The organism is Paraburkholderia phenoliruptrix (assembly GCF_047325075.1).
Lineage (GTDB): Bacteria > Pseudomonadota > Gammaproteobacteria > Burkholderiales > Burkholderiaceae > Paraburkholderia > Paraburkholderia phenoliruptrix.
In genome coordinates, this window is record NZ_CP168531.1 from 2,563,963 (window position 1) to 2,589,906 (window position 25,944).

At 65.1% G+C, this 25,944-nt stretch carries 22 protein-coding genes; 6 read left to right on the top strand and 16 right to left on the bottom strand.

Annotation, left to right across the window (positions count from 1 at the left end; genetic code table 11):
- Positions 1-22: 22 nt before the first annotated feature.
- Both ACEN8U_RS23480 and ACEN8U_RS23485 read right to left on the bottom strand, forming a co-directional pair.
- The gene (locus tag ACEN8U_RS23480; protein WP_015002648.1) at positions 23-508 is read right to left on the bottom strand and encodes a response regulator; all 486 of its coding nucleotides are present in this window, start codon (positions 506-508) and stop codon (positions 23-25) included.
- A 102-nt stretch (positions 509-610) separates the two neighbouring features.
- Complete coding sequence (locus ACEN8U_RS23485) at positions 611-2,221, bottom strand: sensor histidine kinase (protein ID WP_310110420.1); 1,611 nt, start codon at positions 2,219-2,221, stop codon at positions 611-613.
- A 334-nt stretch (positions 2,222-2,555) separates the two neighbouring features.
- Between ACEN8U_RS23485 and ACEN8U_RS23490 the strand changes: the two genes are divergently transcribed.
- Positions 2,556-3,047: a hypothetical protein gene (locus ACEN8U_RS23490; protein WP_013588388.1), complete on the top strand. Its 492-nt coding sequence runs from the start codon at positions 2,556-2,558 to the stop codon at positions 3,045-3,047.
- A 211-nt stretch (positions 3,048-3,258) separates the two neighbouring features.
- Here ACEN8U_RS23490 and ACEN8U_RS23495 read toward each other — a convergent pair whose 3' ends face one another.
- Positions 3,259-5,766: an AsmA family protein gene (locus tag ACEN8U_RS23495; RefSeq protein WP_310110422.1), complete on the bottom strand. Its 2,508-nt coding sequence runs from the start codon at positions 5,764-5,766 to the stop codon at positions 3,259-3,261.
- Positions 5,767-5,944: 178 nt separating this feature from the next.
- On the opposite strand from ACEN8U_RS23495, the gene ACEN8U_RS23500 reads away from it, so the two are divergent.
- Positions 5,945-6,655: an ATP-binding cassette domain-containing protein gene (locus ACEN8U_RS23500; protein WP_015002651.1), complete on the top strand. Its 711-nt coding sequence runs from the start codon at positions 5,945-5,947 to the stop codon at positions 6,653-6,655.
- Positions 6,652-7,458 (top strand): ABC transporter permease, encoded by an 807-nt coding sequence (locus tag ACEN8U_RS23505; protein WP_015002652.1) that lies wholly within the window; start codon positions 6,652-6,654, stop codon positions 7,456-7,458. The genes ACEN8U_RS23500 and ACEN8U_RS23505 overlap by 4 nt, the downstream gene beginning before the upstream one ends.
- A 41-nt stretch (positions 7,459-7,499) precedes the next feature.
- Here ACEN8U_RS23505 and ACEN8U_RS23510 read toward each other — a convergent pair whose 3' ends face one another.
- Positions 7,500-8,063, bottom strand: a complete 564-nt coding sequence (locus ACEN8U_RS23510) for a DUF6013 family protein (protein ID WP_013588392.1) — start codon at positions 8,061-8,063, stop codon at positions 7,500-7,502.
- A gap of 242 nt (positions 8,064-8,305) precedes the next feature.
- Complete coding sequence (locus ACEN8U_RS23515) at positions 8,306-9,322, bottom strand: zinc-binding alcohol dehydrogenase family protein (RefSeq protein ID WP_015002653.1); 1,017 nt, start codon at positions 9,320-9,322, stop codon at positions 8,306-8,308.
- Between the two features lie 157 nt (positions 9,323-9,479).
- Between ACEN8U_RS23515 and ACEN8U_RS23520 the strand changes: the two genes are divergently transcribed.
- Positions 9,480-10,469: a LysR family transcriptional regulator gene (locus ACEN8U_RS23520; RefSeq protein WP_015002654.1), complete on the top strand. Its 990-nt coding sequence runs from the start codon at positions 9,480-9,482 to the stop codon at positions 10,467-10,469.
- Between the two features lie 22 nt (positions 10,470-10,491).
- Here ACEN8U_RS23520 and ACEN8U_RS23525 read toward each other — a convergent pair whose 3' ends face one another.
- From ACEN8U_RS23525 to ACEN8U_RS23540, 4 genes are all read right to left on the bottom strand, one after another.
- Entirely contained in the window at positions 10,492-10,794 is a 303-nt protein-coding gene (locus ACEN8U_RS23525) for a hypothetical protein (RefSeq protein WP_015002655.1), read from the bottom strand.
- 105 nt (positions 10,795-10,899) lie between these two features.
- The gene (gene ligD / locus ACEN8U_RS23530) at positions 10,900-13,854 is read right to left on the bottom strand and encodes a DNA ligase D (RefSeq protein ID WP_015002656.1); all 2,955 of its coding nucleotides are present in this window, start codon (positions 13,852-13,854) and stop codon (positions 10,900-10,902) included.
- A 116-nt stretch (positions 13,855-13,970) separates the two neighbouring features.
- Positions 13,971-15,002: a Ku protein gene (locus ACEN8U_RS23535; RefSeq protein WP_015002657.1), complete on the bottom strand. Its 1,032-nt coding sequence runs from the start codon at positions 15,000-15,002 to the stop codon at positions 13,971-13,973.
- A gap of 161 nt (positions 15,003-15,163) precedes the next feature.
- The gene (locus ACEN8U_RS23540; protein ID WP_015002658.1) at positions 15,164-16,396 is read right to left on the bottom strand and encodes a cytochrome P450; all 1,233 of its coding nucleotides are present in this window, start codon (positions 16,394-16,396) and stop codon (positions 15,164-15,166) included.
- 176 nt (positions 16,397-16,572) lie between these two features.
- On the opposite strand from ACEN8U_RS23540, the gene serB reads away from it, so the two are divergent.
- Positions 16,573-17,415: a phosphoserine phosphatase SerB gene (gene serB / locus ACEN8U_RS23545; RefSeq protein ID WP_015002659.1), complete on the top strand. Its 843-nt coding sequence runs from the start codon at positions 16,573-16,575 to the stop codon at positions 17,413-17,415.
- 195 nt (positions 17,416-17,610) lie between these two features.
- Here the strand turns inward: serB and ACEN8U_RS23550 are convergent, their stop codons facing one another.
- The 5 genes from ACEN8U_RS23550 to rimO all read right to left on the bottom strand — a co-directional run bounded on the left by ACEN8U_RS23550 (position 17,611) and on the right by rimO (position 23,206).
- Complete coding sequence (locus ACEN8U_RS23550; RefSeq protein ID WP_041745297.1) at positions 17,611-18,795, bottom strand: cystathionine beta-lyase; 1,185 nt, start codon at positions 18,793-18,795, stop codon at positions 17,611-17,613.
- A gap of 140 nt (positions 18,796-18,935) precedes the next feature.
- Entirely contained in the window at positions 18,936-19,574 is a 639-nt protein-coding gene (locus tag ACEN8U_RS23555) for a hypothetical protein (RefSeq protein WP_015002661.1), read from the bottom strand.
- Between the two features lie 55 nt (positions 19,575-19,629).
- Positions 19,630-20,814, bottom strand: coding sequence for a beta-ketothiolase BktB (gene bktB, locus ACEN8U_RS23560; protein ID WP_041745299.1), 1,185 nt, complete (start codon positions 20,812-20,814; stop codon positions 19,630-19,632).
- Positions 20,815-20,881: 67 nt separating this feature from the next.
- Positions 20,882-21,817 carry a sugar kinase gene (locus tag ACEN8U_RS23565; RefSeq protein WP_015002663.1) on the bottom strand — a complete coding sequence of 312 codons (936 nt, stop codon included), beginning with the start codon at positions 21,815-21,817 and terminating at the stop codon, positions 20,882-20,884.
- A 3-nt stretch (positions 21,818-21,820) separates the two neighbouring features.
- The gene (gene rimO, locus ACEN8U_RS23570; RefSeq protein WP_310110427.1) at positions 21,821-23,206 is read right to left on the bottom strand and encodes a 30S ribosomal protein S12 methylthiotransferase RimO; all 1,386 of its coding nucleotides are present in this window, start codon (positions 23,204-23,206) and stop codon (positions 21,821-21,823) included.
- 18 nt (positions 23,207-23,224) lie between these two features.
- Between rimO and ACEN8U_RS23575 the strand changes: the two genes are divergently transcribed.
- The gene (locus ACEN8U_RS23575; RefSeq protein WP_013588405.1) at positions 23,225-24,898 is read left to right on the top strand and encodes a recombinase family protein; all 1,674 of its coding nucleotides are present in this window, start codon (positions 23,225-23,227) and stop codon (positions 24,896-24,898) included.
- A gap of 43 nt (positions 24,899-24,941) precedes the next feature.
- On the opposite strand, the gene ACEN8U_RS23580 is transcribed toward ACEN8U_RS23575, so the two are convergent.
- Complete coding sequence (locus tag ACEN8U_RS23580; protein ID WP_013588406.1) at positions 24,942-25,211, bottom strand: hypothetical protein; 270 nt, start codon at positions 25,209-25,211, stop codon at positions 24,942-24,944.
- Positions 25,208-25,786 (bottom strand): hypothetical protein, encoded by a 579-nt coding sequence (locus ACEN8U_RS23585; RefSeq protein ID WP_013588407.1) that lies wholly within the window; start codon positions 25,784-25,786, stop codon positions 25,208-25,210. The genes ACEN8U_RS23580 and ACEN8U_RS23585 overlap by 4 nt, the downstream gene beginning before the upstream one ends.
- Between the last annotated feature and the right edge of the window lie 158 nt (positions 25,787-25,944).

Genomic DNA, 25,944 nt, shown 5'->3' on the forward strand with positions numbered 1-25,944 from the left:
GTATGTAACCAATTCGCGCACGTCATGACGACGACGCGAACCGATGCCCGGACGGCAGCTTGACCACCTGCAGGAAAAACCCGAGGCGGCGCACGGCTTCAATAAATGCATCGTACTCGACGGGCTTCGTGATGTAGACATTGCAGCCCAGTTCATAGCAGCGGGCAATTTCGCGCGGATCGTCCGTGGTGGTCAGCACGATCACAGGCACGGGTGCGGTTTGCGGCGACTCCTTCAGACGCCGCAACACCTCGAAGCCGTCCACGCGTGGCATCTTGAGGTCGAGCAGCACGACGGAATTCCTCAGATCTTCCGGTTGCGGATGCGCGCCCGGCGCACTCTCGCCGCCTGCCTCTCCGCCGAAGAAATAGTCGAGCGCCTGCTGACCATCGCGAAAGCGCATAAAACCATTGGAAATGCCGGCACGGCGCAGATTGCGTTCGACGAGCGTGGCGTGGCCGTCGTCGTCTTCGATCAGTACGATGCTGACCGTTTCCCCGTGACTCATATGCCCTCCGTTCTCCCAGTTCCCGCCCGGTTCCTGCAAGGCGGCGCCGAGGTCGTGCCGCCCGAATCGCGCGGTGCAAGTTTCCATTGCGCCCCGCGCAAGCTAGAGACGCGCGGGCTGTTCCGGCAACACCACGAAAAAGGTCGACCCCGCGCCTTCCGCGGACTCCACCCACACTCGCCCGCCATGCCGCTCCACCGTGCGCCGCACCACTGCCAGGCCGACGCCGTCGCCGCGCGCCACATCCACGTGCAGCCGTTGAAACGCGCGGAACACCTTCGACATATACGCGGCCGGAATGCCGAGGCCGTTATCGCGCACGTAGTAGGTGCGCATGCGCAGCGGGCGCGGCCCGCTCGCCTCCACGGGTTCCGGTTCGAGCGCGCCGATTTCGATGCGCCCGCTGCGCGCCGGGTCGAGGTAATTCAACGCATTGCCAATCAGGTTGCTGAAGATCTGTTCTATCGCGGCCGGGTCGCCCCAGGCCGGCGGCAAATCGCGCACGGTGATCACCGCGCCGCGCGCCTCAATGGCGCTTTGCAGATTGTCGACGATGCGCACTACCACGCGCGCGACGCTCACCCGTTGCCACTGATATTCGAGCCGGCCCGCACGCGAAATGCGTAACAGCGCCTCGATGATGGCGGCCGCTTGCGTAACGGCACCCCGCAAGTATTGCAGGGATTCGCGCACGTCGCCGTCGAGAATATGCGCCATCCGTTTATGCTCCGCTGCCGGCAGGCCTGCTTCCACGACGATGCGGTCCAGCTCGTCGCACGAAACCTGCAGCTCCTTCGAGAAACCCTGCAGGTTCACGAGCGGCGATCGCAGATCATGCGATACGCTGTAGATAAACATTTCGTTGTCTTGCGTCTCCTGGCGCAGTTCCTCATTGACGCCGACGAGTTCCTGCGCGCGCGCTTCGAGACGCTGCTTGAGCGAGGCCTGCTCGGCCTCCGCCTCCCGCAGACGCGCGCCCGTCTCGTGCAGCACGGCGTCCAGCGCCGCGATTTCGTCCGTGCCGGACAGGCGCGCGGCGAGCGGCCGCCCGTTGCCCAGGCGCTCCGCGTTGTCGGTCAGCACCTCGAAACGCCGGCCGATGCTGCGCGCGAACACGACCGCGGTGCCGGCCCAGATCAGCATGGAACCGATCACGGCGGCGATCAACGCATATTGCTGACGCTCGCGGCGCCGCGCGAGCGCCGCCGAGCGCTCGGCATCGAGACGCGAGGCCTCTTCGCCGAACGCCGCGAGTTCGTCGCGAAACACGACGATAGGCTGCGGCAGCGCCCCGCTCTCCAGCGCGGCGAGCGACCGCGGGCTCTGCCCGTCGTGCAACGCCTCCGAAATCCTGACGGTCTGCGCGCGATAGGCGTCGACCGCGCGTCTCATGTTCTGCACACGCTGCACTTGCTGCGGCGTGTCCGCCACCAGTGCGTCGAGCTTCGACAAACGGTCGCTCACGTCGATCCACACCGTGTGCCGATCGAGCAGCGCGGCGTCACCGATCACCATGCCCGTGCGAACCCGGGCGGCCTGACGCAGCAGCGGATCGACGAGCGCCGACGACTGATAAAGAATCTGCTTGCTGGTGGTAACCCATTGCGCGGCCTGCGCTGTCTGCTCCTGCGTGTCGAAGACGACGCCGAGAAGCGCCAGTTCGACGAGGCTAGGCACTGCGATCAGCAACAGACCCTTGGTGACTAATTTCATGTTCGCCCGAAGGTCGTTCACGCTGCGGCGACTCGCGGGAACGCGCCAGCCGGACGGGCCATTATCGACGTGAATCGGCAAGATTTCAACGTGAGGCAAGAATGTCCCGGCGCACATGAAAATGACTTTTTTATTGGTACAAGATGTTTTTTCGGCGCCCCGTGCGTCTATGATGGAGTCAGATGTGCTGGAATGCTCAGGCGCGCGGCGAGGCGGTTCGGCATGATTCGTGCGGGAGGCGGTGAGGCGGCGGGATCGTCGAATCATCGTGAATCCGGCCTTGTCGTATGCTATAAAAGATCGACGTGCGGCGCGCGAAGCCGGGAGTTGTCGCATGAGGACGCTGCGTTTCTTGCAATTCTTTTTCAGGCGAATTTTTATGTCCTTCCCGAAAAAGCGTAGACGCGCGAAGGTGGACGGCGATGAGTCGTTCCTCGCGGTGCTGCGGCATTTCAAGCCCTTCGGTCAACTCGACACCAAGATCGCACGTGCTCGCGCTCAAGACGAGCCGGTCCTGTATGCCCATGTGCTACCTGGGCTCGACGTGCTTCTGTGCAGTGTGCGCGGCGCCCATCCGCCCTATCCGGCTGCGGCGGAATTGCGGCGGCGCTGCATCGAATCCATTACCAATGCATTGGAACAACCGCTCGACGGTCTCGAGAACGGCGGCTATTGGTATGAAGCCGATGGCTTCGGATTCCTGGTATTTGCCAGCCGTGCGCGCGGCAAAATCCTGGCCGAGTTCGGCGCGACACGCGTGGGTGCGCGTCGCGGCGTGCGCCGGCAGGACGCAGCAGGCGACGCAACGCCACGCTCGTTGCGCTAGGCGACTTGCGTTTTCCACCGGCGGCGCAGGGGAGCGTATTGGGCGGCGCCTCGGTGCCGAAATTCGTTCGCACGATTCGTTCGCGCCAATGAGTCAGTTGCTTTCGACATCGGCGTAATGTCGAAGGCACGCTGAACCGCAACAGAAAGAAGAAAGAAAGCTCGCCGCCGAATTCCCCCTCAACACTTGTCAGCGGAAACAGGAAAGCGCCTCAGCTTCCCTTGTATTCGGCTGCGCTCGCGGGCGACGCCGGTGCCGCCTTGCGTTGCGCGGGCGCAGGCGCCGAAGCTGCGGACGCCGCCGCGGCGCCATCCGACGAACGCTTGTTGACCGGCGCGCCCTCGAGCGAAATCGCCGACTTGGGCGGCTGCTTCATGCCCGGCGGCGGCGCCTTCGGCGCCTGCCGCACCTGCGACAGCAGTTGCGCGCACGGCAACGGCTTGTTGTTGCTCGGCGCGAGCAGCGGCAGCAGCGCCGCAAACGGATTGATGAGACCGAGGCCGACTGCCGCGCCGCCTCGCAAGGCGAGCGCGGCGGCGTTCACGCCGACATGCGGATTCTTGAAAGTGCCCTTCGCATACAGCGGCGAACGCAGCGAGAACACCCGGAAGCCTTTCGTATGCGGATGCACGCCGAGGTCCATCGTCTCGTCGCGCAGGTTGACGGTGCCGTCGATGTCGATCACGGCGTCGTCGGTATCGAGCGCGAACACACGCGATTCCAGCACCCCGTTGGTGGCGACGAAGTCGGCGGCCGCGCAGTTGATCTTCACGTCGCGGTTGCCGAAAAGCTTTTCATACACGACGTTCGCGACGTTGAGCCCTGCGGCTTCCATCAGCAAACGGCTCACCGTGCCCTCGGTCACGAGCGCCTTCACCTCGCCGTTGGAAGTGGCCGCGAGCGCGGCCGGCGAATTGCCTGTCGCCGTGAGCGAGGCGTCGCCATTGATTTCGCCGAGCGCGTTCTGCATGGTCTTGAAGTTCGGGAACAGCTGCTTCAGCTTGAGATGCCGCGCGGCGGTCGCAAAGCGCGCTTTGAGCGGCGCGCCGCTGCCGTCGAGGTGAATGTCGGACGCGAGCGTGCCGCCGGCCACGCCGAACTTGAGCGGCTCGAGCGACAGCACGCCGTCGGTCATCACAATGTGCGTGTACAGGTCGCTGATCGGCAGATTGACGTTCTTGATGATGCGCCGGCCGGTGAACTTCACGTCGGCGTCGATCGCCTTCCAGCGGTCGGTGCGGAACTCTTCGACCGGCAACGCCTTGTCGGCAGGCTGCCTTGCCGCATCGCCACGCTTTGCCTTGCTCGCGTTCGAGTCCGCGCCAATCACCGGCGCGAGATCGGAGAACTGCAGCAGGCGCGACTCGAGTTCGCCCTGCAGCAGCGGGCGCGGTCGACGGGCGGTGTACGTCAGCGAACCATTGAGGTCGCTGCCGCCCACGCGGCCTGTAAAGTTTTCATACTTGAAGACGTTGCCGCTCGTCTTGAACTGGCCGACGAGACGTCCTTCCGTGGCATAAGGCGGCGTGTCGGGCAAGGTCACGCCCGTGAGCGAATAGAGCTTCGCCATGCTGCTGCCTTGCACCCACAGGCGCAGATCGACAGCGGCGAGATGCGCGGGGTCGGTGATGGTGCCGACGAGGCCCACGTGCAGGTCGCCGGCCTTCACGTCCGCCTGCACGGGAAACGGCCGGGTTGCGTCCTGCAGCGCCAGCACGCCGCCCACCTTGCCGCTGCCTGAAACCGGCGTCTTGTTGTAGGTGCCTTTCAAGGTCCAGCCGATCGCATACGGTGGAATATCGCGCGGGCCGCCGCGCGCCGCGCTGGCATCGCTGGCACTGCTCGCCGCCCCCACCGCTGGCGTGCTTGCGCCCGCCCGCTCAGCCGCGCTCGCGCCCTTCGAACCGCCGGCGACGAGCCCACCCGACGCGCCCGTGGCCGCCGTGGTGCCGGAAGCATGGATGTCGGTAGCCGACGCCCCGGACGCCGCCGCGGCAGACGCCGCCGACGCGGCGGAGGCCGCCTGCGCCTCGGCCTGGGCGCTCAACTTCTTCGCGCCCTCCTTGCCTACCGCTTCCGCCGATGCCTTGCGCGACGCGTCTTCCTGCTGCTTCATCGCCTCGCCGATCGGGATCGGCTTGCCGAGCGTATCCACCACGATCTGCGCGTCGACCTTCTTCTGTTCGTCGGAGAGCGCGATGTTGCCTTTCGCGAACACAATGTCATGCAACTGCAGCTTCCACTCGGACGGCTTTTTCGATTTGGGCAGCTGAAAGGTCCAGGTGTTGCGGCCATCCGCCATGCGTTCGAGATCGACGGAAGGATTCACGAGGTTGATGGCGGGAATGACGATGTCGTGCGCGAGGAGCGGCAGCACCTTCACCTGGAAGTCGATTTCGTCGACGGTCGCGAACTGCGGGCGCCTGGCCCACTCCGGGTTGGCGATCGTGATGTTCGCCGCCGAGAAGCGCGGCCAGGGCACCCAGCTTTTCCAGCCCGTCTCGCCGACGGCATGACGAAAGCCGACTTTCAGATCGCCGTTGATCGTGAACTGCCGGCCGATAGCCTGCGTGACCTTGTCGTTGACATACGGGCGCGCGCGGTTCCAGTCGAACGTCAGGATGAAAACCGTGAGCGCAACGACGAGAATGACGATGATCGCCACGATCCATGCGGCGACTTTGCCGACCCGTCTTCCGATTGTGCCCGACCCTGCCATTCAACGCTCCCGCGCTTTTTCTGGTTGTGGACAGTCCAGCAGATTTTGTGCCCGCTTCCAGCGTACGCTTAATGCTGCGATTGCGTGAAGGAGCGTCACTTGCGCACCGCGGCACACGTCGCGCGCCATGCCTTTATCATGCTGCATCGCTCAACGCGGGCCGCGCCCATTCTTTGCCATGACCGACGTCCCCCTCATTCTTGCCGACGGCATCGTGCGGCGCGACGCACTGCGCGGCGAGACGCTATTGCAGCCCACGCAGTTCGCGCTCCACGCGGGCGACCGCGTCGCCATCACCGGTCCGTCGGGCTCCGGCAAGAGCGTGTTCCTGCGCGCGCTCGCGCTCCTCGATCCGCTCGATGCCGGATGCATCCGGTGGCACGGCGCGAGCGTCGCCCGCGCGGCGATTCCGCGCTACCGGCGCAGCGTCGCGTATATCCGGCAACGGCCCGCGCTGATCGACGGCACCGTCGAAGACAATCTGCATTATCCGTTCGAGCTGCGCGCCTATCGCGACGTGCGCTTCGAGCGCGGCCACGCGGCGAGTCTCGCGGCGCAGGCGGGCCGCGGCAGCGACTTCCTCGACAAGCGCGCAAGCGAGCTGTCGGGCGGCGAAGCGCAGATCACGGCGCTCATCCGCGTGCTGCAACTCGCCCCGGAAGTCCTGCTGCTCGACGAACCCACTGCTTCGCTCGACCCCGAGTCGTCGCGCGCGATCGAGGAGCTCGTGCGCGCCTGGTTCGATGCGGCGCCCGACGCGCGTGCTTCGATCTGGGTGTCGCACGATCCGGCGCAGGCCGCGCGCATGAGCGCGCGCCATCTGACGATGCGCGCCGGCACGCTCGACGAGCCCGCCGTCGTCTGCCCCCACGGAGCATCCAGCCGATGACCCTGCAAAACCTGAGTCTCTGGGACGTCGCAATCGCCGCGTTGCTGATCGTTGTGAACGGCGCGGTATCGGTCGCGCTCAAGCTCGATCTGGAACGCAAGCTTGCGTGGGCTGCCGTGCGCACCGTCGTGCAGCTGCTCGCCATCGGCTATGTGCTCGGCTGGGTCTTCCGCTATGACCACTGGTTCGTCGTGCTGCCGTTGATGATCCTGATGACGCTGATTGCGGGCTTCGCGGGCGCGCAGCGCGGCAGCCGCACCTACGCGGGACAACGCGCGGACAGCGTGCTGTCGATCTGGGTCAGTTCGTGGCTGGTGGCCGCGGTCGGCCTTTTTGTCGTGATCCGCATTCGCCCTTGGTATGAGCCGCAGTATGCGATTCCGATTCTCGGCATGATCCTCGGCAATACGCTCACGGGCGTCTCGCTCGGCATCGAGCGCATGACCGAGGAACTGACCGCGCGGCGCGACCGCGTGGACATGGCGCTCGCGCTCGGCGCGACCCGCTGGGAAGCCGCGCAGGCGCCCGCGCGTCAGGCCGTGCGCGCGGGCATGATGCCGACGCTCAACCAGATGGCCGTGGTCGGCGTGGTGAGCCTGCCCGGCATGATGACGGGCCAGGTGCTGGCGGGCCAGTCGCCGCTGCAGGCGGTGCGTTATCAGATCGTGATCATGTTCCTGATCGCCGCTTCGTCGGCACTTGGAACCGTGGGCGCGGTGCTGCTCACCTACCGGCGGCTCTTTTCGGCGGAACACCGCTTCCTGTCGGCGCGGCTTCTCGAGCGAGGCGCCGCGCGGCGCTGAACCGCGCGGGCTTTTATCGGCGGTGCAAAGCGGGAGCCGTGTCAGCGTTTCGCGCTGATCGCGACCGTGGTGCCGTCGCTAAGGGTCAGGGTTTTGGTGCTGCCGTTCACCGGCATGGTGAAACGCAGCACCTGGCTCACGCTGACATCGTTCGGACACTTGATCGATTTGCCGCCGGCCGTGACCGTCTTCGTGCCGTCCGGCTTGTGCGCCTGAAAGCTCAACTGCACGGTCGCCGTGCCATCTTCGCCGACGACGGGCGCAAGCCGTATCTGCGTCTGGCGAATCATCGCGCCATTCGAGTCGAGCGGCAGCGACGCGTAGTTCGGGCACGCATCGCTCGCGGGAACGGCGCCGCCCGGCGGCACGGTTTTCCACGTGAAGTCGTCCGACTGCCCCGAGCGGATCGTGCGGGTTTCCTGCGAATTGCCGAACTGTTTCGATGTGACGCGCACCGTGTAGCGAATCGGACCGTCGAGCGCGGATTGCGACGTCACCGTGATCGGCGTGGCCGCGTAGGCGGCAGGCGCGAGCATGCCGCAAGAAAGCGCGCAAGCGAGAGAAGCGACAACTGGAACGGCGGAGAGTTTGAAGCTGGAGCTCATACTGTCACCTCGTTGTTGTGCCGCTGCGTGCCCGTGCGAACGCTGCCCTCCGCGCGTGGTCCAGGTGCTGCTCGCGGGAGCCGGCGGCGCACGCGAGACACGCAGCCGTTTTAGCATGATGCGTCACCAGTCTACCGCCAAGCGCTGCGGCGCGCGCTCGCGCGGCATCGGGTGTTACCCCGCTTGCGCTGCCGCGTTTTATCAGGAGCCGCGTATAAAAGGCCGCGCATTGGAGCCGTGCATCAGAACCCGCAGAGCACCAGCTTGCCAATCGCGCGTCCTTCTTCGAGCAGACGATGCGCGCGGCGCAGGTTGGCCGCATTGATCGCGCCGAGATTCTGCCCCACTGTCGTGCGCAAAGTGCCGGCATCAACGAGACGGGCGACCTCGGTCAGCAGCTTGTGCTGTTCGATCATGTCGGGCGTGCCGAACATCGAACGCGTGAACATGAACTCCCAGTGAAACGCGGCGCTCTTCGCCTTCAGCAATTCGACCGGCACCGGCTGACTGTTCTCGACGATCGTGCAGATACCGCCCTGCGGCTTGACGAGCTCGGCGGCTGCCGGGAAATTCCGGTCGGTGTCGTTGAAGATCAGCACATAGTCCACCTGCTCGATGCCGAGCTTTTTCAATTGCGCCGGCATGTCGCCGAAGTGATCGACGATATGATCCGCGCCCAGCTCCGTCGCCCATTTCGCCGACTCGGGACGCGACGCGGTGGCGATCACCTCGAGCTTCGCGAGCTGTTTGGCGAGCTGAATGCCGATCGACCCGACGCCGCCCGCGCCGCCGACAATCAGCACCGTGCGGCCTTCGTGCGCGCCCTGTGGCGACACGCCAAGGCGGTCGAACAAGGCCTCCCACGCGGTGATCGCGGTCAGCGGCAAGGCGGCCGCGTGCGCGAAATCGAGCGACGCGGGCTTGCGCCCGGCAATCCGCTCGTCGACGAGATGAAATTCGCTATTGGCGCCCGGCCGCGTAATGCTGCCCGCATAGAACACAGGATCGCCGACCTTGAAAAGCGTCACCTCCGGACCGACCGCGACAACGGTGCCGGCGGCGTCCCAACCGAGCACGCGCGGCTGCTGCTCGACCGTGTCCTTCGGGGCGCGCACTTTCGTGTCGACCGGATTGACGGAGATGGCCTCGACCTTGACCAGCAGGTCGCGACCGGTGGCTTGCGGCTTCGGGACCTCGACGTCGATGAGCGCTTCTTCGTGGTCGATAGGCAGATAGCGATAGAGTCCGACAGCTTTCATGAGTGACATGCTCCTTGTTCCGTTCAGAGAGATTCCGGGAACGGCGGCATAGGCGGAAATCGCCGCCTGCCGCTGATTCGTCGACGTGATCGTAAGCCGCCTCTTCCTGCGATAAAAGCGGCATAATCACTGAAACATCTTTTTGGTTTTACGAAGAATGGACCTTCCCGCTTCGTCGTCGGCCGAGCTGCGCCAACCACCCTCGCCGCCCGAGCCGCGCCCCGCCGCCCGCGAGCGTGAGCGCCTCGATCTGCTCGACGTCGCCCTCTTCGTGCGGGCCGCGCTGCTCGCGAATGTGTCGGCGGCGGGACGGGAGTTCGGGCTGTCGGCGGCGGTCGCGAGTTCGCGCCTCGCGCATCTGGAGAAGCTGCTCGGCGCGCGCCTCCTGCACCGAACCACGCGCCGCATCAGTCTCACGCAGGACGGCGAAGTGTTCATGACCCGCGCCGAGGCGCTGCTCGACGCGGCGGCCGCGGCGCGCGCGTCGGTGGGCCGCGGCCAGGCGGAGCCGCAAGGCCGCTTGCGGGTGTCGATGCCGTCGTCGTTCGGAAGGCAGCACGTGTCACCTGTCGTCAGCGAATTTTTGCGCCGTTATCCTGGCGTGAGCGTCGATCTGCGGCTGACCGACCAGGTGATCGATCTCGTCGACGCAGGTATCGACGTGGCAATCCGGGTCGGCGTCCTGAAGGATTCGTCGCTGGTTGCACGACGGCTTGCAGTGAACCGGCGCGTGTTGTGCGCGGCACCTTCCTACCTCGCGGAGCGCGGCACGCCGCGTCATCCGTCAGACCTCACGCAGCACGAGTGCATGATTCTGTCGGACCAGCGCGACTGGGCCTTCGAAACGCCGGCCGGCCCGCTCGACGTGCGCGTGAGCGGGCGCATCGTGACCGACAATGGCGAAGTGATCCGCGACGCGCTGCTCGCCGGCTTCGGCATTGCGCTCAAGTCGACATGGGACGTCGCGCCGTTTCTGCGCAGCGGGGAGCTTGTCAGCGTGCTCGACAGCTACCCGCTGGCGGAGAAGGTGGCGATCTGGGCCGTGTATCCGAGCCGCGCGTTCGTGCCGCCGAAAACGCTCGCCTTCATCGATTTTCTGGCCGGCCATTTCGGCGACCCGCCATATTGGGACGTCCCGCCGGCGTGAGCCGTGCGCAGCGCGGCGCAACTCAGCGTTTGCCGCCCTTCGCGCCGGACGATTGGCTGTCCGAATTGACGTCGGCGTGCGCGTCGTTCTGTGTCTTCTCCTGGTACTCGCCGCCACCGCGCCGGTCGGTGTCCTGCAGACCGCGCTCGACGTCGCGATGCGCCTGTTTGCCGACGCGCCGCGGATTTTCGTCACTCTGCGCCTGCGCGTTCTGATCGTTCTCATGCGGTAGCGGCGCAGCCGTTTCCTGCAGCGAGTGCGGGTCCTTCGGCGCGTGGGGGTTCGCTTCCCTTGCGCTGTCCGACGATTGCGGTGTGCTCTTCATAGTTGCTCCTTTGGCCGCGAACAGGTCTGAAACGATGCGGCGGATGGCTCTGCGTGAGGCTCGGCGTGACCGGGTCAGGTTTCAGCGACATTTGACGACATTCGGCTACGCGCCGCTCAAACGCTTTCTCATGGCCGCCGTAATGCGCTGCCGCGTCTTGGCATAGTCGGCCCATGGGTCGCTCTTCAGATCAGCGAGGCGCTCGTGCAGGTTCTCGATATTCCACTGAGCGCCGCCAGTGGTCTGTGCGAGTTCGTCCCACGCGAGCGGCACCGACACGCCGAGTCCCGGCCGCGCCCGCGCCGAAAACGCAGCGACGGTGCTGGAGCCGCGGTTATTGCGCAGATAGTCGACGAAAATTTTCTGCTTGCGGTTCTGCGCGCCCATCTTCGCGCTGAAGTATTTGGGCAGCGTGCTCGCCATGTGCTGCGCGACGGCCTGCGAGAAGTCCTTCACCTCGTCCCAGCCCGCGTGCTTCGACAGCGGCACGACGACGTGCAAGCCCTTGCCGCCGCTCGTCTTGCAGAACGACGTGAGGCCGAGTTCTTCCAGCAGCGAGCGCGTGAGCAGCGCGGCCTCGATCATCCTGTCCCAGCCGAGCGACGGATCGGGGTCCAGGTCGAACACGACGCGGTCGGGCTTCTCGATATTCGACGCCACGCCGTTCCAGGTGTGAAATTCGATCGTGCCCATTTGCGCCGCACCGACAAGCGCCTTCGCGCTGTCCACGGTGAGAAGCGGCGGATGCCCAGGGTCGAGTCCGGGGTGCTGCGTGATGTTGGGGATCGAGAGCTTCTGCGTGTGCTTCTGAAAGAACAGCTCGCCGCCGATGTCCTCCGGCGCACGCACGAGCGACACGGGCCGGTCGACCAGATGCGGCAACATCCATGGCGCAACCGATTCGTAGTACTGCACGAGATCGATCTTGCGCGCACCGGTGCTTTTGTCGATCACGCGGTCCGGATGCGATATGCGGACACCTGCGACTTCCGTCGGCGACGAGGTTTTGTTCGCGCGGGACGTGGCGGGTGGGCTCGCGGTTTCGCCGGCCGCGCTGCGTTTCGGTGAGCCGCCGGACCTGGACGCGGTTTTAGCGGCGGTTTTAGCGGCGGTCTTAGCCGCAGGTTGCGCCTCGGCTTGAGCCGTGGCTTTCGCCTGCTTATCCCCCGTTTCCTTTTCTGCTGCTTTCACGGTTGCTTTGCCGGTTCCTTTCGCGGCGCTCTTCTTGCTCGCGCTCCGCGAGCCGGCATCGCCCACGCCTGCTGCCGCCCCGCCGCCCGCAGCGCGTTTTTTCGGCGCCGCGTCGGCTTCGATATCGGTTTGCTGTTGCACGTCGTCCCCTTTGCGTGGTGCTTCCTTGACGATCTGGCGCGCCGGCTTGTCTTTGCGCAGACTCACGAACGACGCCTGCCGCACGATACCCTCGCTCGTCCATTCGGCGAAATTGCATTCCGCGACGAGCACCGGCTCGACCCAATGCACCGGCGTGCGGCTGCGCTCGCGAGGCACGCTCGCGAACGGCATGCGCTTCGTTTCGTGCGCATCGAGTTCCTTCTTCACCGAGCGCAGCAACGCGGCGTCGAAGCCGGTGCCGACGCGGCCGGCATACTGCAGTTTGCCCTTGCTGTCATGCACGCCGAGCAGCAGCGCGCCGAACGCCGCGCGGCTGCCCGACGGCTCCGAATAGCCGCCGATCACGAACTCCTGGCGCCGCCGGCACTTCAGTTTGATCCACGTGGCCGAGCGGCCGGACATATAGCCGCTGTCGCGCCGCTTGCCGATGATGCCTTCGAGCGCCATGTCGCAGGCGCTTTTCAGGAGGTCCTCGGCGCTGAACTCGAAATCGTTCGAAAAGCGCAGCACGCTGTCGTCGACCGGTTCGAGCAGCGCACGCAGAATCGCGCGGCGCTGCTGCAGCGGCACGCCGCGCAAGTCGTAGCCGTTGAGAAACGGCAGATCGAACAGATACACGACAATGTCTTGCGGACGGTTGGAATCGAAGGCGTTTTGCAGTGCCTGGAAGTTCGGCACGCCGTTCTCGTCCAGCACCACCGCTTCGCCGTCAAGCCACGCGCTGTCGAGCCCGAGCTGCCCGAACGCCTTGACCTGCTTGCCGAATTTCGCCGTCCAGTCGTTGCCCGCGCGCGTGAACACCTGCACCTGATGCGCTTTCGCGCTTGCGTCGATGCGGGCCAGCACGCGATAGCCGTCGAACTTGATTTCATACGACCAGTCGTCGCCGGGCGGCGTGGCGTCGACGAGCGTGGCGAGTTGCGGCTTGAGCGCGACGGGCAGTTTCGCCTTCACCGCGCCTTCTATCGCGGGCGACGCGGCCAGTTCGCGCAACGACTCGCTGCTGCGCGTGGCGACGATGTCCGGGCGCTTTGGATCGCCGCGCACCGACGCTGTGCCGCTTTTGCCTGAGGCCGCCTGCTTGCCGCGTTTTCCTTGCGCGGCAGGCGCTGCCTGGCCGCTCAGCACACTGCCTGGCCGTTGCTCGAGGACGTCGTATTCGCTCTCGTCGCGCGCTTCGTCATCGCGCTCCTTGATGAGCAGCCACTGCTCCTTGTCCGCGTCGCCGCGCATGTGGCTGCGCACGAGCGTCCAGCCGCCGTGCAGCTTCTCGCCGTGCAGGTGAAACTTGAGCTTGCCGGCGCGGTAACCGCGCGCTGCTTCGGCCGCACCGCCGACCGGCTCCCACGTGCCGCGATCCCAAACGATGACCGTGCCCGCGCCGTAGTTGCCTGGCGGGATCTCGCCTTCGAACGAGCCGTATTCCACGGGATGGTCTTCCACATGCACGGCAAGCCGCTTCACTGAAGGATCCAGACACGGCCCTTTCGGCACCGCCCATGACAGCAGCGCGCCGTTCAGTTCGAGCCGGAAGTCATAATGCAGACGCCGCGCGTGATGCTCCTGAATGACATACGACAGGCCCTCGTCGGCTTCGTGGCGCGCCGCGCGCCGGCTGCCGCGCTTCTTCGCCGGACGGGTGCCCGCGGGCTCCGGCGTTTCGTCGAAGCGGCGCTTGCGGTTGTAGAGGTCGAGTCTGTCATTCATGACGCGGGTTCCATCGGATTCATGTGGGCGATGGCGGTGGCGCTTCAGCGCGGCGGCCCGGTGCATGCATGTGGGCGCCGTGCGCTACGCGGTGCATCTTTGCGTGCACCGCTTCGTCACGCCGCCGCGCGGCGCTTGCGTGCTGCCGTAGTCGATTTCGACGCCGTGCGGCCGCTGCCGCTGCTACTACCGCCACCGCTGCCACCCGAGCGCGACGTGCGGGTGGAGCGCGTAGTGCGCGCTTTTTTACGCGACGCCGTGGAGCCGCTGCTGTCTTCTTCGGCGTCCGCATTGTCATCGGCGGCTTCGTCGTCTGTCGCGCGCTTGCGCGAGCCCGCCGCGGGCTTGCTCTTGCCGCGCCCCAGGCTGCGCTTGAGCAGCTCCGACAAGTCGAGAATATCCGCCGATTGACGCGATTCGCGCGGCGCCTCGATGTCGGCGATTTCCTCCGTCTTGCCTTCGCGGACCTTGCGCTCGACGAGTGCCATGATGTCGTCGCGGAATGTGTCGTGATACTTCGACGGATCCCACGTGTCGCTCATGTCGTCGATCAGCTTTTGCGCCATGTCCAGCTCGCGCGCGCTGACGCCCGCGGCCTTGGCGCCTTCGGCGGGCAGCTTGAATTCGTCGAAGTCCCGCACCTCGTCCGCCCAGCGCAGCGTGTTGAGCGCCAGCACCGGCCCGACGGGGATCAGCGCGGCAAGGTGCTGCTTGTTATGCAGCACAACACTGGCCACGCCGACCTTGCCTGACGATTTCATCGCCTCGCGCAACAACGCATACACCTTCTCGCCCTTGCGGTCGGGCGTCAGGAAGTAAGGCGTGTCGAGGTAGAGAAAGGAGATGTCGGGGGCGTCGACAAAGGCGAGGATGTCCACCGTCTGCGTCGATTCGGGATTGGCCGCGCGGATTTCCTCGTCCGTGAGGACGACGTATTTGTCCTTCTCGTATTCGAAGCCGCGCACGATGTTATCGCGCGTCACGTCCTTGCCCGTGCGCTTGTTGATCTGCTTGTAGCCGACCGGATCAATCGTGCGCTTATCTAGCAGATTGAAGCCGACCTTTTCCGACTTCGTGGCCGGATACAACTGCACCGGTACGTGGACAAGGCCGAAGCTGATCGCGCCTTTCCAGATCATGTGTGCCATCGTGCGCTCCCAAGGCCTGAGACCTTTGAGGAAGCAGCAAGCGTGCCACGGATTTCGCGCAACGCGCAGCGCGGGCAGGTTGCCGAAGGCGCGCGCCGCGCTGTAAGTCTTGCATGATGCCGGCAAAAACTACGGAGTCCGGCGCAACGGTCAGCTTCGCCTTATCGGCACAGCAGCGGGACTTCGGCGAAACCGCGGAAACGCACGCGTCCGCCGCGCGTCGGTTCGCCGTCGAGCCGGTATGACGGAAAGCGCTGGACGAAACGGCCGATCGCAATGCGCGCCTCGAGCCTCGCGAGCGAAAGCCCCGCGCATTGATGGATGCCGAAGCCGAAGGCAAGATGGCGATTCGGCTCGCGGCGAATGTCGAAGCGATCGGGATCGGGGAACTGCTCGGGATCGCGGTTGGCCGCCCCGATGCACAACGTAACCGGCGTGCCGCGCGCCACCGGCAGGCCGCCGATCTCCGCGTCGACGGTCGCCATGCGGTTGCCGAGCTGGTTCGAGCTCTCGAAGCGCAGGCATTCTTCGACCGCCGATTCGATCAGTGCGGGTTCCGCGAGCAAGGCCGCGCGCTGCTCCGGGCATTCGGTCAGCGTGACGAGCCCGTTGCCGATCAGATTCGTGGTGGTTTCATGGCCTGCGTTCAGAATGAAGATGCAATTTTGCAGCAGCTCTTCTTCCGACAATTGTTCGCCGCCCGCCTCGCCCTGAATGAGGCGCGTCAACACATCGTGTTGCGGGTCGCCCGGCGCGCGACGGCGCCGCGCGACGAGATCGCGCAGATAATCGACGAATTCGCTGACGGCGCGATTGCCGCGCTCGAACTGCGCGTCGGTCAGTGACGGCTCGAGCGCGCCGAGAATGGCGAGCGACCAGTCGCGCAGCGGTGCGCGTTCGGCGTGCGGCACGTCGAGCAGATTGCCGATGATCTCGACCGGAATCGCCGACGCGAAGTCGCCGATCAGATCGATGCGTCCGCGTTCGGCCGCGGCGTCGAGCAGGCCGTCGACGAGCCGCACGAGTCCCGGCTCCATGGCTGCGATCGCGCGCGCGGTCAGCGCGCCGGCGATCAGCTTGCGCACGCGCGTATGGCGAGGAGGATCGTTGAAGACGAGGCTCGTGGTGTGATGCGTGTAGAGCGGCGAATCGCCGTACTTCGGCCGGAATTCGACGGTCTTGTCCGAGCTGAAGGTTTTCGGGTCGCGATACACGGCCTGCACGTCGCGAAAGCGCGTAAGGAAGAGCGAGCCGTCCGGCATGCGCTTGACCGGCTCGTGAGCGCGCAGCGCGTGATAGACCGGATACGGGTCAGCGTAGAAGTCGGGGCTCAGGCGGCGCAGATCGAAGTCTCGCGCGAGTGCGGCCGGGTCGCCGGCGGTCGCGGTGGGCATGCGTTGTCTCCCTGTTATGCGCCTCGGCGGGCGTCGTTCGATTCGTCAGTATGAACCGGGCACGCACGGATTGCACTGCCGCTGAGCCGTTACAATAGCGGGATTTTCCGCGCGCGCCGCGCGCTTGCGCTTTTCTGCGTCCACCTTGCGTCAATTCCTGCGTCAATGCGCCGTTCATGAACCTCGTCATCCAAAGCCCCGCGCCTCTTTCCGCCGATCACCACAAAACGCTCGTCGCGCTCGCACGCGGCTCGCACGCCACCGTCGTCGACGAAACCGCAATTCGCATTGCCGACGCCGATGCCGCGCAGCGCCCGGACCTCGAGGTTTATTGCGGCACGCACCGGCTGGACTACGCGTTCATTGAAGGCGGCCGTCAGTTGCGTGACTTCGGCCTCGTGGCGATGGACATGGATTCCACGTTGATCACCATTGAATGTATCGACGAAATCGCGGATTTTTGCGGCCTCAAAGCGGAAGTGGCCGCGATCACCGAAGCGTCGATGCGCGGCGAAATCAAGGACTTCAACGAAAGTCTGACGCGCCGCGTCGCGCTTCTGAAGGGCCTTGACGCCGGCGCGCTCGAACGCGTCTACGAGGAGCGCCTGCAACTCTCGCCGGGCGCCGAGCAGATGCTCGCGGGCGCGCGGCAGGCCGGCCTGAAAACGCTGCTGGTGTCGGGCGGATTCAATTTCTTCACCGAGAAACTCAAGGCCCGGCTCGGCCTCGACTTCACGCGTGCCAATACGCTCGAAATCGTCGACGGCAAGTTGACCGGCAAGGTGCTCGGCGAAATCGTCAATGCGGATGTAAAGGCGCGCACGCTGCGCGAAGCTTGCACGCAATTGAATATTGAGCCTTCCCGTGCCATTGCCATGGGCGACGGCTCGAACGATTTGAAAATGATGGCGGAAGCCGGACTTTCAGTGGCGTTCCGGGCGAAGCCGGTGGTGCGCGAGGCGGCTAGCGTGGCGTTCAACTACGTGGGTCTGGATGGCTTGTTGCGCCTGTTCGAGTGAGCGGCGAGGCGGGATGCGACGGTGGAGTGAGATAGCTGCGCCCTTGCGGCGCAGCTGCAAACAGCGGTCATTTCAGAAGACAGAGTAGCAGGACGACAGGCCCACTGAAATCGGAATTCCAGTGGGCCTGCTGTCGCTGCGACGCTGCTTCGCCGCAGCGCGAACGACTCCACTCCAATCAGGTTCACACCGGCTTCAGGCCAGCGTCGCGAAACCGCGCTCGATATCCGCGCGCAGATCCGCCTCTTCCTCGAGACCGACATAGAACCGCACCAGCGTGCCGCGATGCGGCCACTCGCCTTCGGTGCGCATGGACGCGATGTCGTACGGCATGACGAGGCTATGCGCGCCGCCCCAGCTCCAGCCAATCGCAAAGAGCTCGAGCGACTCGCAGAACCGGTCGATTTTCGCGGCACTGTAGCGGGCGTCGAACACCACCGAAAAAAGTCCGCCCGCGCCCGTGAAGTCGCGCTTGAAAAACTCGTGGCCCGGACAGTCGGCAATGGCGGGATGCAGCACCGCCGCGATCTCCGGCCGCGTTTTGAGCCACTGCGCGAGCGCCAGCGCGGAGCGATCGTGCTGCTGAAAGCGCACCTGCATGGTCGGCAGGCTGCGCAGAATCAGCGAACAGTCATCCGACGATACGCCGATGCCCATGCGCATGCGCGCCGCCTTCAGCCTCAGATGCAGTTCGCGGTCCACGGTGATCGTCGCGCCCATCAGCACGTCGCCGCCGCCCGACTGATACTTCGTCAGCGCCTGCACCGAGATGTCCACGCCGTGATCGAACGGCCGGAACGCGAGCCCGGCAGACCACGTGTTGTCGATGGCGGTCACCACGTTGCGCGCGCGGGCCGCGGCCGTGATCGCCGGCACGTCGGAGACTTCCATCGTCACCGAGCCGGGTGCCTCGAGCCAGATGAGCCGGGTGTTCGGCCGGATCAGATCGGCGATGCCCGCGCCGATCATCGGGTCGTAGTAGCGCGCCGTCACGCCGAAGTCGCGCGCGAGCCAATCGCCGTGGTCGCGATTCGGCGAATAGACGTTGTCGGGGATCAGCACGTCGTCGCCCGCTTTGACGAGCCCGAAATACACATTGGAGATCGACGACAGGCCCGAAGGCTGCAACAGCGCATGATTGCCGCCCTCGATGGCCGCAAGACGCTGCGCCAGCGCGAGCGAGGTCGGCGTGGCATGCAGCCCGTAGCGCCACTGCGCGTCGTTTTTCCAGTCGAGCGCGCGCATCGTCGCGAGGTCCGGAAAGACGACTGTCGATGCGCGCGTGACCGGCATGGAAAAAGACTCGAAGCCCGGCGTGAGCTTGTCCTCCGGGTGCACGATGCGCGTTTGCAAAGCCCGTTTGAGTTTGGATTGGGTCATGGTGGATTCGATCAGGAAAGACAATGCAATGAGCGGACGACGCCGCGCCGCTCACGCAAGAGTAGACGAGTCGGCGGATTCTCGCCCGGCCGCATGCAGGCACGCACGCATGCACGGCACGCCTGCCGCGCGGACGGGGGTCACTCGCCGGTTTGCAGATTGCTGACGCCGCCGACCGGATGCCCGCCGCGCACCGCGGGAGCCGATGCGGGCTGGACCGGCTGCAGGGGCGCGGCCGGCGCAGCACCCGCCTTCGCGGGCTTCGCTGCCGCGGCCGGCGCCGCCTGGCCCGCCGCGAGCGGTTTGAGGTCGAACGGCTGCGGATCGGAATCGTCGACATTCATACGGTCGCCGGCGAGCGACCCGTCGGCGGCGAACTTGCCGACCCAGTTCCCCGTGATGTGCGTGCCGTCGTTCGACTCCTCGACTTCGAGCGTGTCGCCGTCGCGGTCGCCGGCGATCAGAATCACCTCGCCGGTATCCGCGAACTGGTATTCGCCGTGGACGCCCGCCGGATCGTCCGTCTTAGGGCCGAGGCGCAGCACGATCGGGCGCGAGCCGAGCGTGCCGCTATAGCGCGCAAACCTGGCAAATTCGGGGCTCGGCTTGAGCGGCAACTGGATCGGCGGGGGCGCCGCGAGTTCTTTCACCGCGTCGCTTTGCGCGCAAGCCGCGCCCGGAAAAAAAGCCGCCGCGCTCGCCGACAGCAGTGCTGCAACGCTCACCGCCGCCCATCCACGGCGGCGTGCCGCACCTTCCACCGATTTCAATTCCTGCATCCGTTCTTCCTCATTGCTGGTACGGCTTGGCGGCCTTCGCCTCGCCCGGCGTGGTTCAGATCCGTTCGAAGATCGCCGCGATGCCCTGCCCGCCGCCGATGCACATCGTGACGAGCGCATAACGGCCGCCCACGCGCTGCAGTTCATACAGTGCTTTCACGGTGATCAATGCGCCGGTCGCGCCAATCGGATGGCCGAGCGAGATGCCCGAGCCGTTCGGGTTGACCTTGGCCGGGTCGAAGCCCAGTTCCTTGCTGACCGCGCACGCTTGCGCGGCGAACGCCTCATTGGCCTCGATCACGTCGAGATCCGCGACCGTCAGTCCGGCGCGTTCGAGCGCCTTGCGGCTCGCAGGCACGGGACCGATGCCCATGTATGCCGGATCGACGCCCGCATGCCCATAGGACACGAGGCGCGCGAGCGGCTTGATGCCGCGCTGCTCGGCCACGCCGCGCTCCATCAGCACGACGGCGGCCGCCGCGTCGTTGATACCCGATGCATTGCCGGCCGTCACCGTGCCGTTTTCCTTCGCGAACACGGGTTTGAGCTTCGAGAAATCTTCCGCCGACGCGTTCATGCGCGCGTGCTCGTCCGTGTCGAACACGATGTCGCCTTTCTTCGACGCAATCGTGATCGGCAGGATCTGTTCCTTGAAGTAGCCGTTCGTGATGGCGTGGGCCGCGCGCCGATGCGATTCGAGCGCGAGCGCGTCCTGCGCCTCGCGCGAAATCCCGTATTGGCGCGCGACATTCTCGGCCGTCACACCCATGTGGATGGACTGGAACGGATCGTTCAGCGCGCCGACCATCATGTCGACGAGACGCGCGTCGCCCATGCGCTGGCCGAAGCGCGCAGCGGGCATCGAGTAAGGCGCGCGGCTCATGTTTTCCGCGCCGCCGCCGATGGCGATGTCCGCGTCGCCAAGCAGCACGCTCTGTGCGGCCGAAACGATGGCCTGCAGCCCCGAGCCGCACAGGCGGTTCACGGTCAGCGCGGGCGTGTGCTGCGCGACGCCGCCGTTGATCGCGGCCACACGCGCGAGATACATGTCTTTCGGCTCGGTGTGCACGACGTTGCCGAACACCACGTGGCCGACTTCGTCGCCGGATACGCCGGCGCGCGCCAGCGCCTCGCGCACGACGCGCGCACCGAGCTCGGTCGGCGCCATATCCTTCAGACTGCCGCCGAAACCGCCGATGGCCGTACGCACACCGCTTACCACCACTACGTCCCGTTGCATCGCTTGCTCCTCTTTCAGTCTCTCAGGTTGTTTTGCTCGGGCGCGACCGCACTGCACGGCACTGCGCTCAGCCCGCCAGAATCGCTTCCACCGCCGCGCGCGAGGGAATCGGCGCCACCGCGCCATAGCCTTGCGTCGACAGCGCCGCGGCGACGTTCGCGTAACGCGCCGCTTCGAACGGATCGTCGCCCTCGACGAGCCGCGCGATAAAGGCGCCGCCGAAGCAGTCGCCCGCGCCGGTGGCATCCACGGCATTCACGACGTGGCCCGGCACGACGCGGCGCTCGTCGGGTGTCGCGATATACGAGCCTTCCTTGCCGAGCTTCAGTGCGACGACGCGCGGGCCGTGCGACAGCAGGAAGTCGACGATCTCGTCGCGGCCGGTCAAACCGGTCAGCTCCGTGACGTCGTCCCAGCTAGGCAGGCAGATGTCCGTTTGACGGATGGCCTCGAGCATCACCGCGCGCGCCCGGTGAAGCGGCCACAGCTTCAGGCGCAGATTGGTGTCGAAGCTCACGCGCACGCCGTTGGCGCGGGCATGCGCGATGGCTTCGAGCGCCGCGTCGCAGGCGCTCAGGCTGATCGCGAGACTGATGCCGGACAGGTGGATGACCTGGGCCGCGGCAATCGCCTCGAGCGGCAGGTCGTGCGGTGCGTAGCGGCTCGCCGCCGAACCCGCGCGCAGATAGTCGAACGCATGGCCGTGCGGACCGTGCGACACGAAATAGACGCCGGTCGACGCATGCGGATCGACGCGCACGAGCGACGTATCCACCTGCTCGCGCTCCCACAGATCGATCAGCAGCCGCCCGAAATGATCGGCGCCGACCGCGGACACGAACCCCGTGCGCGCGCCCTGCCGCGCCGCCGCGATGCAGAAGTTCGACGTGTCGCCGCCGAAGCCTTGCAGATACTGGGGCTCGCCTTTCGCCGACTGGTTGAATTCGATCATCGCCTCGCCGAGCGCGAGGACAGCCGGCCTGCCGGGCTTGCTCGCCGTCATCGCTCAGACCTCGCCCCAGAGGTCGTGACCGTCCGCGCCGGTGATCTTCACCGACACGAAGTCGCCGACCTTGTAGCGCTTCGACGCCTTCACGGCCGGCGCGATATATACGACGCCGTCGATCTCCGGCGCATCCGCCGCCGTGCGGCCCACGCCGCCGTCCGCATTGATTTCGTCGACGAGCACCTTGAGCGTCTTGCCGACCTTTTTCGCGATGCGTTTGGCCGACACTTCCTCGGCGACTTCCATGAAGCGCGCGCGACGTTCCTCGCGCACTTCGTCGGGCAATGCGCCGTCGAGCTCGTTCGCGCTCGCGCCTTCAACCGGCGAATAGGCAAAGCAGCCGACGCGATCCAGTTCGGCCTCGCGAATAAAGTCGAGCAGCGTCTGAAACTGCTCTTCGGTCTCACCCGGGAAGCCCGCGATAAACGTGCTGCGAATCGTCAGGTCCGGACACATGTCGCGCCATGCCTTGACACGCTCCATGACCTTCTCGGCGTTGGCGGGGCGCTTCATGCGCTTCAGCACTTCAGGATGCGCGTGCTGGAACGGCACGTCCAGATACGGCAGCACGTGGCCCTTGTACGGGCCCGCCGCCATCATCGGAATGACTTCGTCGACGCTCGGGTACGGATACACGTAATGCAAACGCACCCACGCGCCGTACTGCGCGGCGAGTTCGCCGAGTGCGCCGACCAGATCGGTCATGCGCGTCTTGATCGGCTTGCCGTTCCAGAAGCCTATGCGATATTTGACGTCCACGCCGTAGGCGCTCGTGTCCTGCGAAATGACGAGCAATTCCTTGACGCCGGACTTGAACAGATTTTCGGCTTCGAGCATCACTTCCGCGACCGGCCGCGAAACGAGATCGCCGCGCATGGACGGGATGATGCAGAAGGTGCAGCGATGGTTGCAGCCTTCGGAAATTTTCAGATACGCGTAGTGACGCGGCGTGAGCTTCACGCCCGCCGCCGGCACGAGATCGACAAACGGATCGTGCGGCTTGGGCAGATGCGTATGCACGTGCTGCATCACTTCGCCCACCGCGTGCGGGCCGGTCACGGCCAGCACTTTCGGATGCACTTCTTCAATGAGGCCGGAGCCGCTCGCGCTCTTCTTCGCGCCGAGGCAGCCGGTCACGATCACCTTGCCGTTTTCGTTCAGCGCCTCGCCGATGGCGTCGAGACTTTCCTGCACCGCCTCGTCGATAAAGCCGCAGGTGTTGACGACGACGAGATCCGCGCCGTCATACGTGCCCGAAATCTCGTAGCCTTCGGCACGCAGCTGCGTGATGATCTGCTCGGAATCGACGAGCGCTTTCGGGCAGCCGAGGGATACTATACCTATACGGGGCGAATCAGACGTGTTGGTGCTGTGCAGCTTGGACATTTGAAAGGAATTAGGGAAATGGCAGCAAGGTCGACAGTTTACAGCTATGTGCGGTTCTCGGACCAAAAACAAGCTGCGGGCAGCAGCGCTGAACGCCAAGCCGAGTACGCCGCGCGTTGGGCTGCCGAGCGGGGAATGGAACTGGACGCCACTCTATCACTACGAGATGAGGGACTATCGGCCTTCCACCAGAAGCACGTTAAACAGGGCGCACTCGGCACGTTCCTCCGCGCCGTCGAGGACGGCCGCATTCCCGCCGGCTCAGTATTGGTTGTCGAAGGGCTCGACCGATTGAGCCGGGCCGAACCGATCCTCGCACAGGCGCAGCTCGCGCAGATTGTGAACGCCGGCATCACTGTGGTGACCGCCAGCGACGGGCGCGAATACAACAGGGAAAGTCTGAAGGCGCAGCCGATGGATCTTGTTTACAGTTTGCTTGTGATGATCCGTGCGCACGAGGAATCTGACACCAAAAGCAAGCGGGTGAAGGCCGCTATCCGGCGCCAATGTCAGAACTGGATCGCGGGCACCCGCCGCGGCGTCATTCGGAACGGAAAAGATCCGCATTGGACACGCCTCGCGGACGGGCGCTTCGAAATCGACCCCGAGCGCGCCGGTGCAGTACGGCTGGCTATAGAAATGTTCAAGCAGGGGCATGGCGCCGTACGAACCGTCCGCACACTGACGGAGCGCGGCTTGTCCCTGAGCAACGACGGGAACAACAACTCGACGCAACTTTACAAAATCATTCGCAACCGTGCATTGATCGGCGAGAAAACGCTCGCAGTTGACGGTGAAGAATATCGACTCGAAGGCTATTACCCGCCGCTACTGAACGTCGACGAGTTCGCTGAGCTGCAGCACTTCGCCGACCAACGCGGCCGACGGAAGGGCAAAGGCGAGATCCCGGGCATTATCACGGGCTTGGGCATCACGTACTGCGGATATTGCGGAACTGCTGTGGTCGCTCAAAACCTGATGGGACGGAAACGGAAGGAAAACGGGCATCCTCAGGACGGACACCGCAGGCTTATCTGTGTGGGATACAGCCACAACCAAGGCTGCAGGGTGGGCGGCAGTTGTAGCGTGGTCCCGATAGAGCGAGCGGTGACGCGGTTTTGCTCGGACCAGATCAATATGACGCGCCTTCTCGAGGGCGACGGCGGCGCTGGCGCGTTGGCCGGTCGACTGTCCGTGTCTCGGCAGCGTGCGAAGGAGTTGGACGCGCAGATAACGCGGATCACCGACGCCATGCTGGCTGACATTGAGGCGGCGCCGCAGGCGTTTGCACGGAAGGCGCGGGAGCTAGAGACTCAACTGAAGGAATGTCAAAAGGAGATCGAGTCGCTCGAACACGAATTGGCTCTGGCATCGAGCCGTTCGACGCCAGCAGCCGCGGAAGCGTGGGCCGCGTTGGTGAGCGGTGTCGAGGCCCTTGATTACGATGCGAGAATGAAGGCGCGGCAGCTCGTCGCTGACACGTTCAGCAGGATCGTGGTATTCCGTCAAGGCTTCGAGCTCGGAAACAACGATGATTCATCGATCGATTTGCTGCTGATCGCCAAGCACGGCAACACGCGCATGTTACATATCGACAGGCGAACCGGCGAATGGAAAGCCGCCGAGGATCTGGATATGTCAGGCTTGCCGTCGCACTCCCTACCGCTTCCGCCCGGCACCGAGGCTATTTGACATCTCGGAATGCGACTGGTCGCAGAACCGATCGCCGGCTGACCTAAACGTCCACCTGCAGAGCGACAATCTCATGCGGGTTCGCCGGTGTGCGCTCTTCATTCAGGACACACCGCACGCCCGCATCGCGGCCATCGCGCAGGGTAATGCCGCAGCAGCACACGGCCGCCGCCTCTTGGCCCGCAATGGTAAATCCGCACTGCGCACACCGATAGAAGCGGCCGCCGCCAGCCTTGTCGCGCTCCAGCACCCGCCCAGCACAACGACGGCAGCAGTGCGACGTCATTCTCCAAGCTTGTCTGTTTTCAGTCATGCACCCTCCAGCGCGCGCAGCGCCAGAAAATTTGCCGGCAACGTCGGCATGAACTTCACGGCGTGCTGCTCGTCGCGTAGCACCGTGACGATGAGCTCGTCCATGTCAACGGAATGCTCAAGTGTCTTCGTCAGCACTCGCCCGGCAGCCACGTAGGTGATAGTGCGCCTATGTAGTGGCGCCAGCTTCACTGGCTTTGTCCCCTTCGCGTTCTTGCCGAGCAAGTACTCGCGCTGCCGGTTGTAGCAGCTGACGCACAGATGCTTGCCAATCAGGCGCGTGCAACCCTGGTGGCAGCGGCCGCAGACAGTTGCGCCTTTCAAGTAGGACAGGTTGGCGCTTTGGACGCCGGCATGCCGCGCGCCTACCGCACAACCCTTGCAAGTCAGGCAACGCATACTGGCATCTGGCGAGGCACTGACATGCGCATCGTCGCCGTTGGCAGGGGGTCCAACTCTCATGTTTCCTGAATGCCAGCGCCGCCCGCACTCCTCGATGGTGATCGAGGCGCGCAACGGCTCGCACCGGAAAAACTTCCGCCCCGGCAACTCCGGGATTTCGTAATACTCGGGCACAACGCCTCCCCAGCTCAATGAACGTCAAATCGTAGCAAGGCGTTCAGCCGAAAGTCGCAGTCCACTGCTGTTTATTTGGATACGCGAACTACTAGCGGATACCAGGCGCGGTATCCGCTAGGCGGCTGAAAACAAACAATAATGCCCCGCCTGATACC

What these genes read in the sequence shown, in the direction of transcription:
- ACEN8U_RS23480 (WP_015002648.1), bottom strand. Translation starts at nt 508, where the DNA reads ATGAGTCACGGGGAAACGGTCAGCATCGTACTGATCGAAGACGACGAC.
- ACEN8U_RS23485 (WP_310110420.1), bottom strand. Translation starts at nt 2,221, where the DNA reads ATGAAATTAGTCACCAAGGGTCTGTTGCTGATCGCAGTGCCTAGCCTC.
- ACEN8U_RS23490 (WP_013588388.1), top strand. Translation starts at nt 2,556, where the DNA reads ATGAGGACGCTGCGTTTCTTGCAATTCTTTTTCAGGCGAATTTTTATG.
- ACEN8U_RS23495 (WP_310110422.1), bottom strand. Translation starts at nt 5,766, where the DNA reads ATGGCAGGGTCGGGCACAATCGGAAGACGGGTCGGCAAAGTCGCCGCA.
- ACEN8U_RS23500 (WP_015002651.1), top strand. Translation starts at nt 5,945, where the DNA reads ATGACCGACGTCCCCCTCATTCTTGCCGACGGCATCGTGCGGCGCGAC.
- ACEN8U_RS23505 (WP_015002652.1), top strand. Translation starts at nt 6,652, where the DNA reads ATGACCCTGCAAAACCTGAGTCTCTGGGACGTCGCAATCGCCGCGTTG.
- ACEN8U_RS23510 (WP_013588392.1), bottom strand. Translation starts at nt 8,063, where the DNA reads ATGAGCTCCAGCTTCAAACTCTCCGCCGTTCCAGTTGTCGCTTCTCTC.
- ACEN8U_RS23515 (WP_015002653.1), bottom strand. Translation starts at nt 9,322, where the DNA reads ATGAAAGCTGTCGGACTCTATCGCTATCTGCCTATCGACCACGAAGAA.
- ACEN8U_RS23520 (WP_015002654.1), top strand. Translation starts at nt 9,480, where the DNA reads ATGGACCTTCCCGCTTCGTCGTCGGCCGAGCTGCGCCAACCACCCTCG.
- ACEN8U_RS23525 (WP_015002655.1), bottom strand. Translation starts at nt 10,794, where the DNA reads ATGAAGAGCACACCGCAATCGTCGGACAGCGCAAGGGAAGCGAACCCC.
- ligD (WP_015002656.1), bottom strand. Translation starts at nt 13,854, where the DNA reads ATGAATGACAGACTCGACCTCTACAACCGCAAGCGCCGCTTCGACGAA.
- ACEN8U_RS23535 (WP_015002657.1), bottom strand. Translation starts at nt 15,002, where the DNA reads ATGGCACACATGATCTGGAAAGGCGCGATCAGCTTCGGCCTTGTCCAC.
- ACEN8U_RS23540 (WP_015002658.1), bottom strand. Translation starts at nt 16,396, where the DNA reads ATGCCCACCGCGACCGCCGGCGACCCGGCCGCACTCGCGCGAGACTTC.
- serB (WP_015002659.1), top strand. Translation starts at nt 16,573, where the DNA reads ATGAACCTCGTCATCCAAAGCCCCGCGCCTCTTTCCGCCGATCACCAC.
- ACEN8U_RS23550 (WP_041745297.1), bottom strand. Translation starts at nt 18,795, where the DNA reads ATGACCCAATCCAAACTCAAACGGGCTTTGCAAACGCGCATCGTGCAC.
- ACEN8U_RS23555 (WP_015002661.1), bottom strand. Translation starts at nt 19,574, where the DNA reads ATGCAGGAATTGAAATCGGTGGAAGGTGCGGCACGCCGCCGTGGATGG.
- bktB (WP_041745299.1), bottom strand. Translation starts at nt 20,814, where the DNA reads ATGCAACGGGACGTAGTGGTGGTAAGCGGTGTGCGTACGGCCATCGGC.
- ACEN8U_RS23565 (WP_015002663.1), bottom strand. Translation starts at nt 21,817, where the DNA reads ATGACGGCGAGCAAGCCCGGCAGGCCGGCTGTCCTCGCGCTCGGCGAG.
- rimO (WP_310110427.1), bottom strand. Translation starts at nt 23,206, where the DNA reads ATGTCCAAGCTGCACAGCACCAACACGTCTGATTCGCCCCGTATAGGT.
- ACEN8U_RS23575 (WP_013588405.1), top strand. Translation starts at nt 23,225, where the DNA reads ATGGCAGCAAGGTCGACAGTTTACAGCTATGTGCGGTTCTCGGACCAA.
- ACEN8U_RS23580 (WP_013588406.1), bottom strand. Translation starts at nt 25,211, where the DNA reads ATGACTGAAAACAGACAAGCTTGGAGAATGACGTCGCACTGCTGCCGT.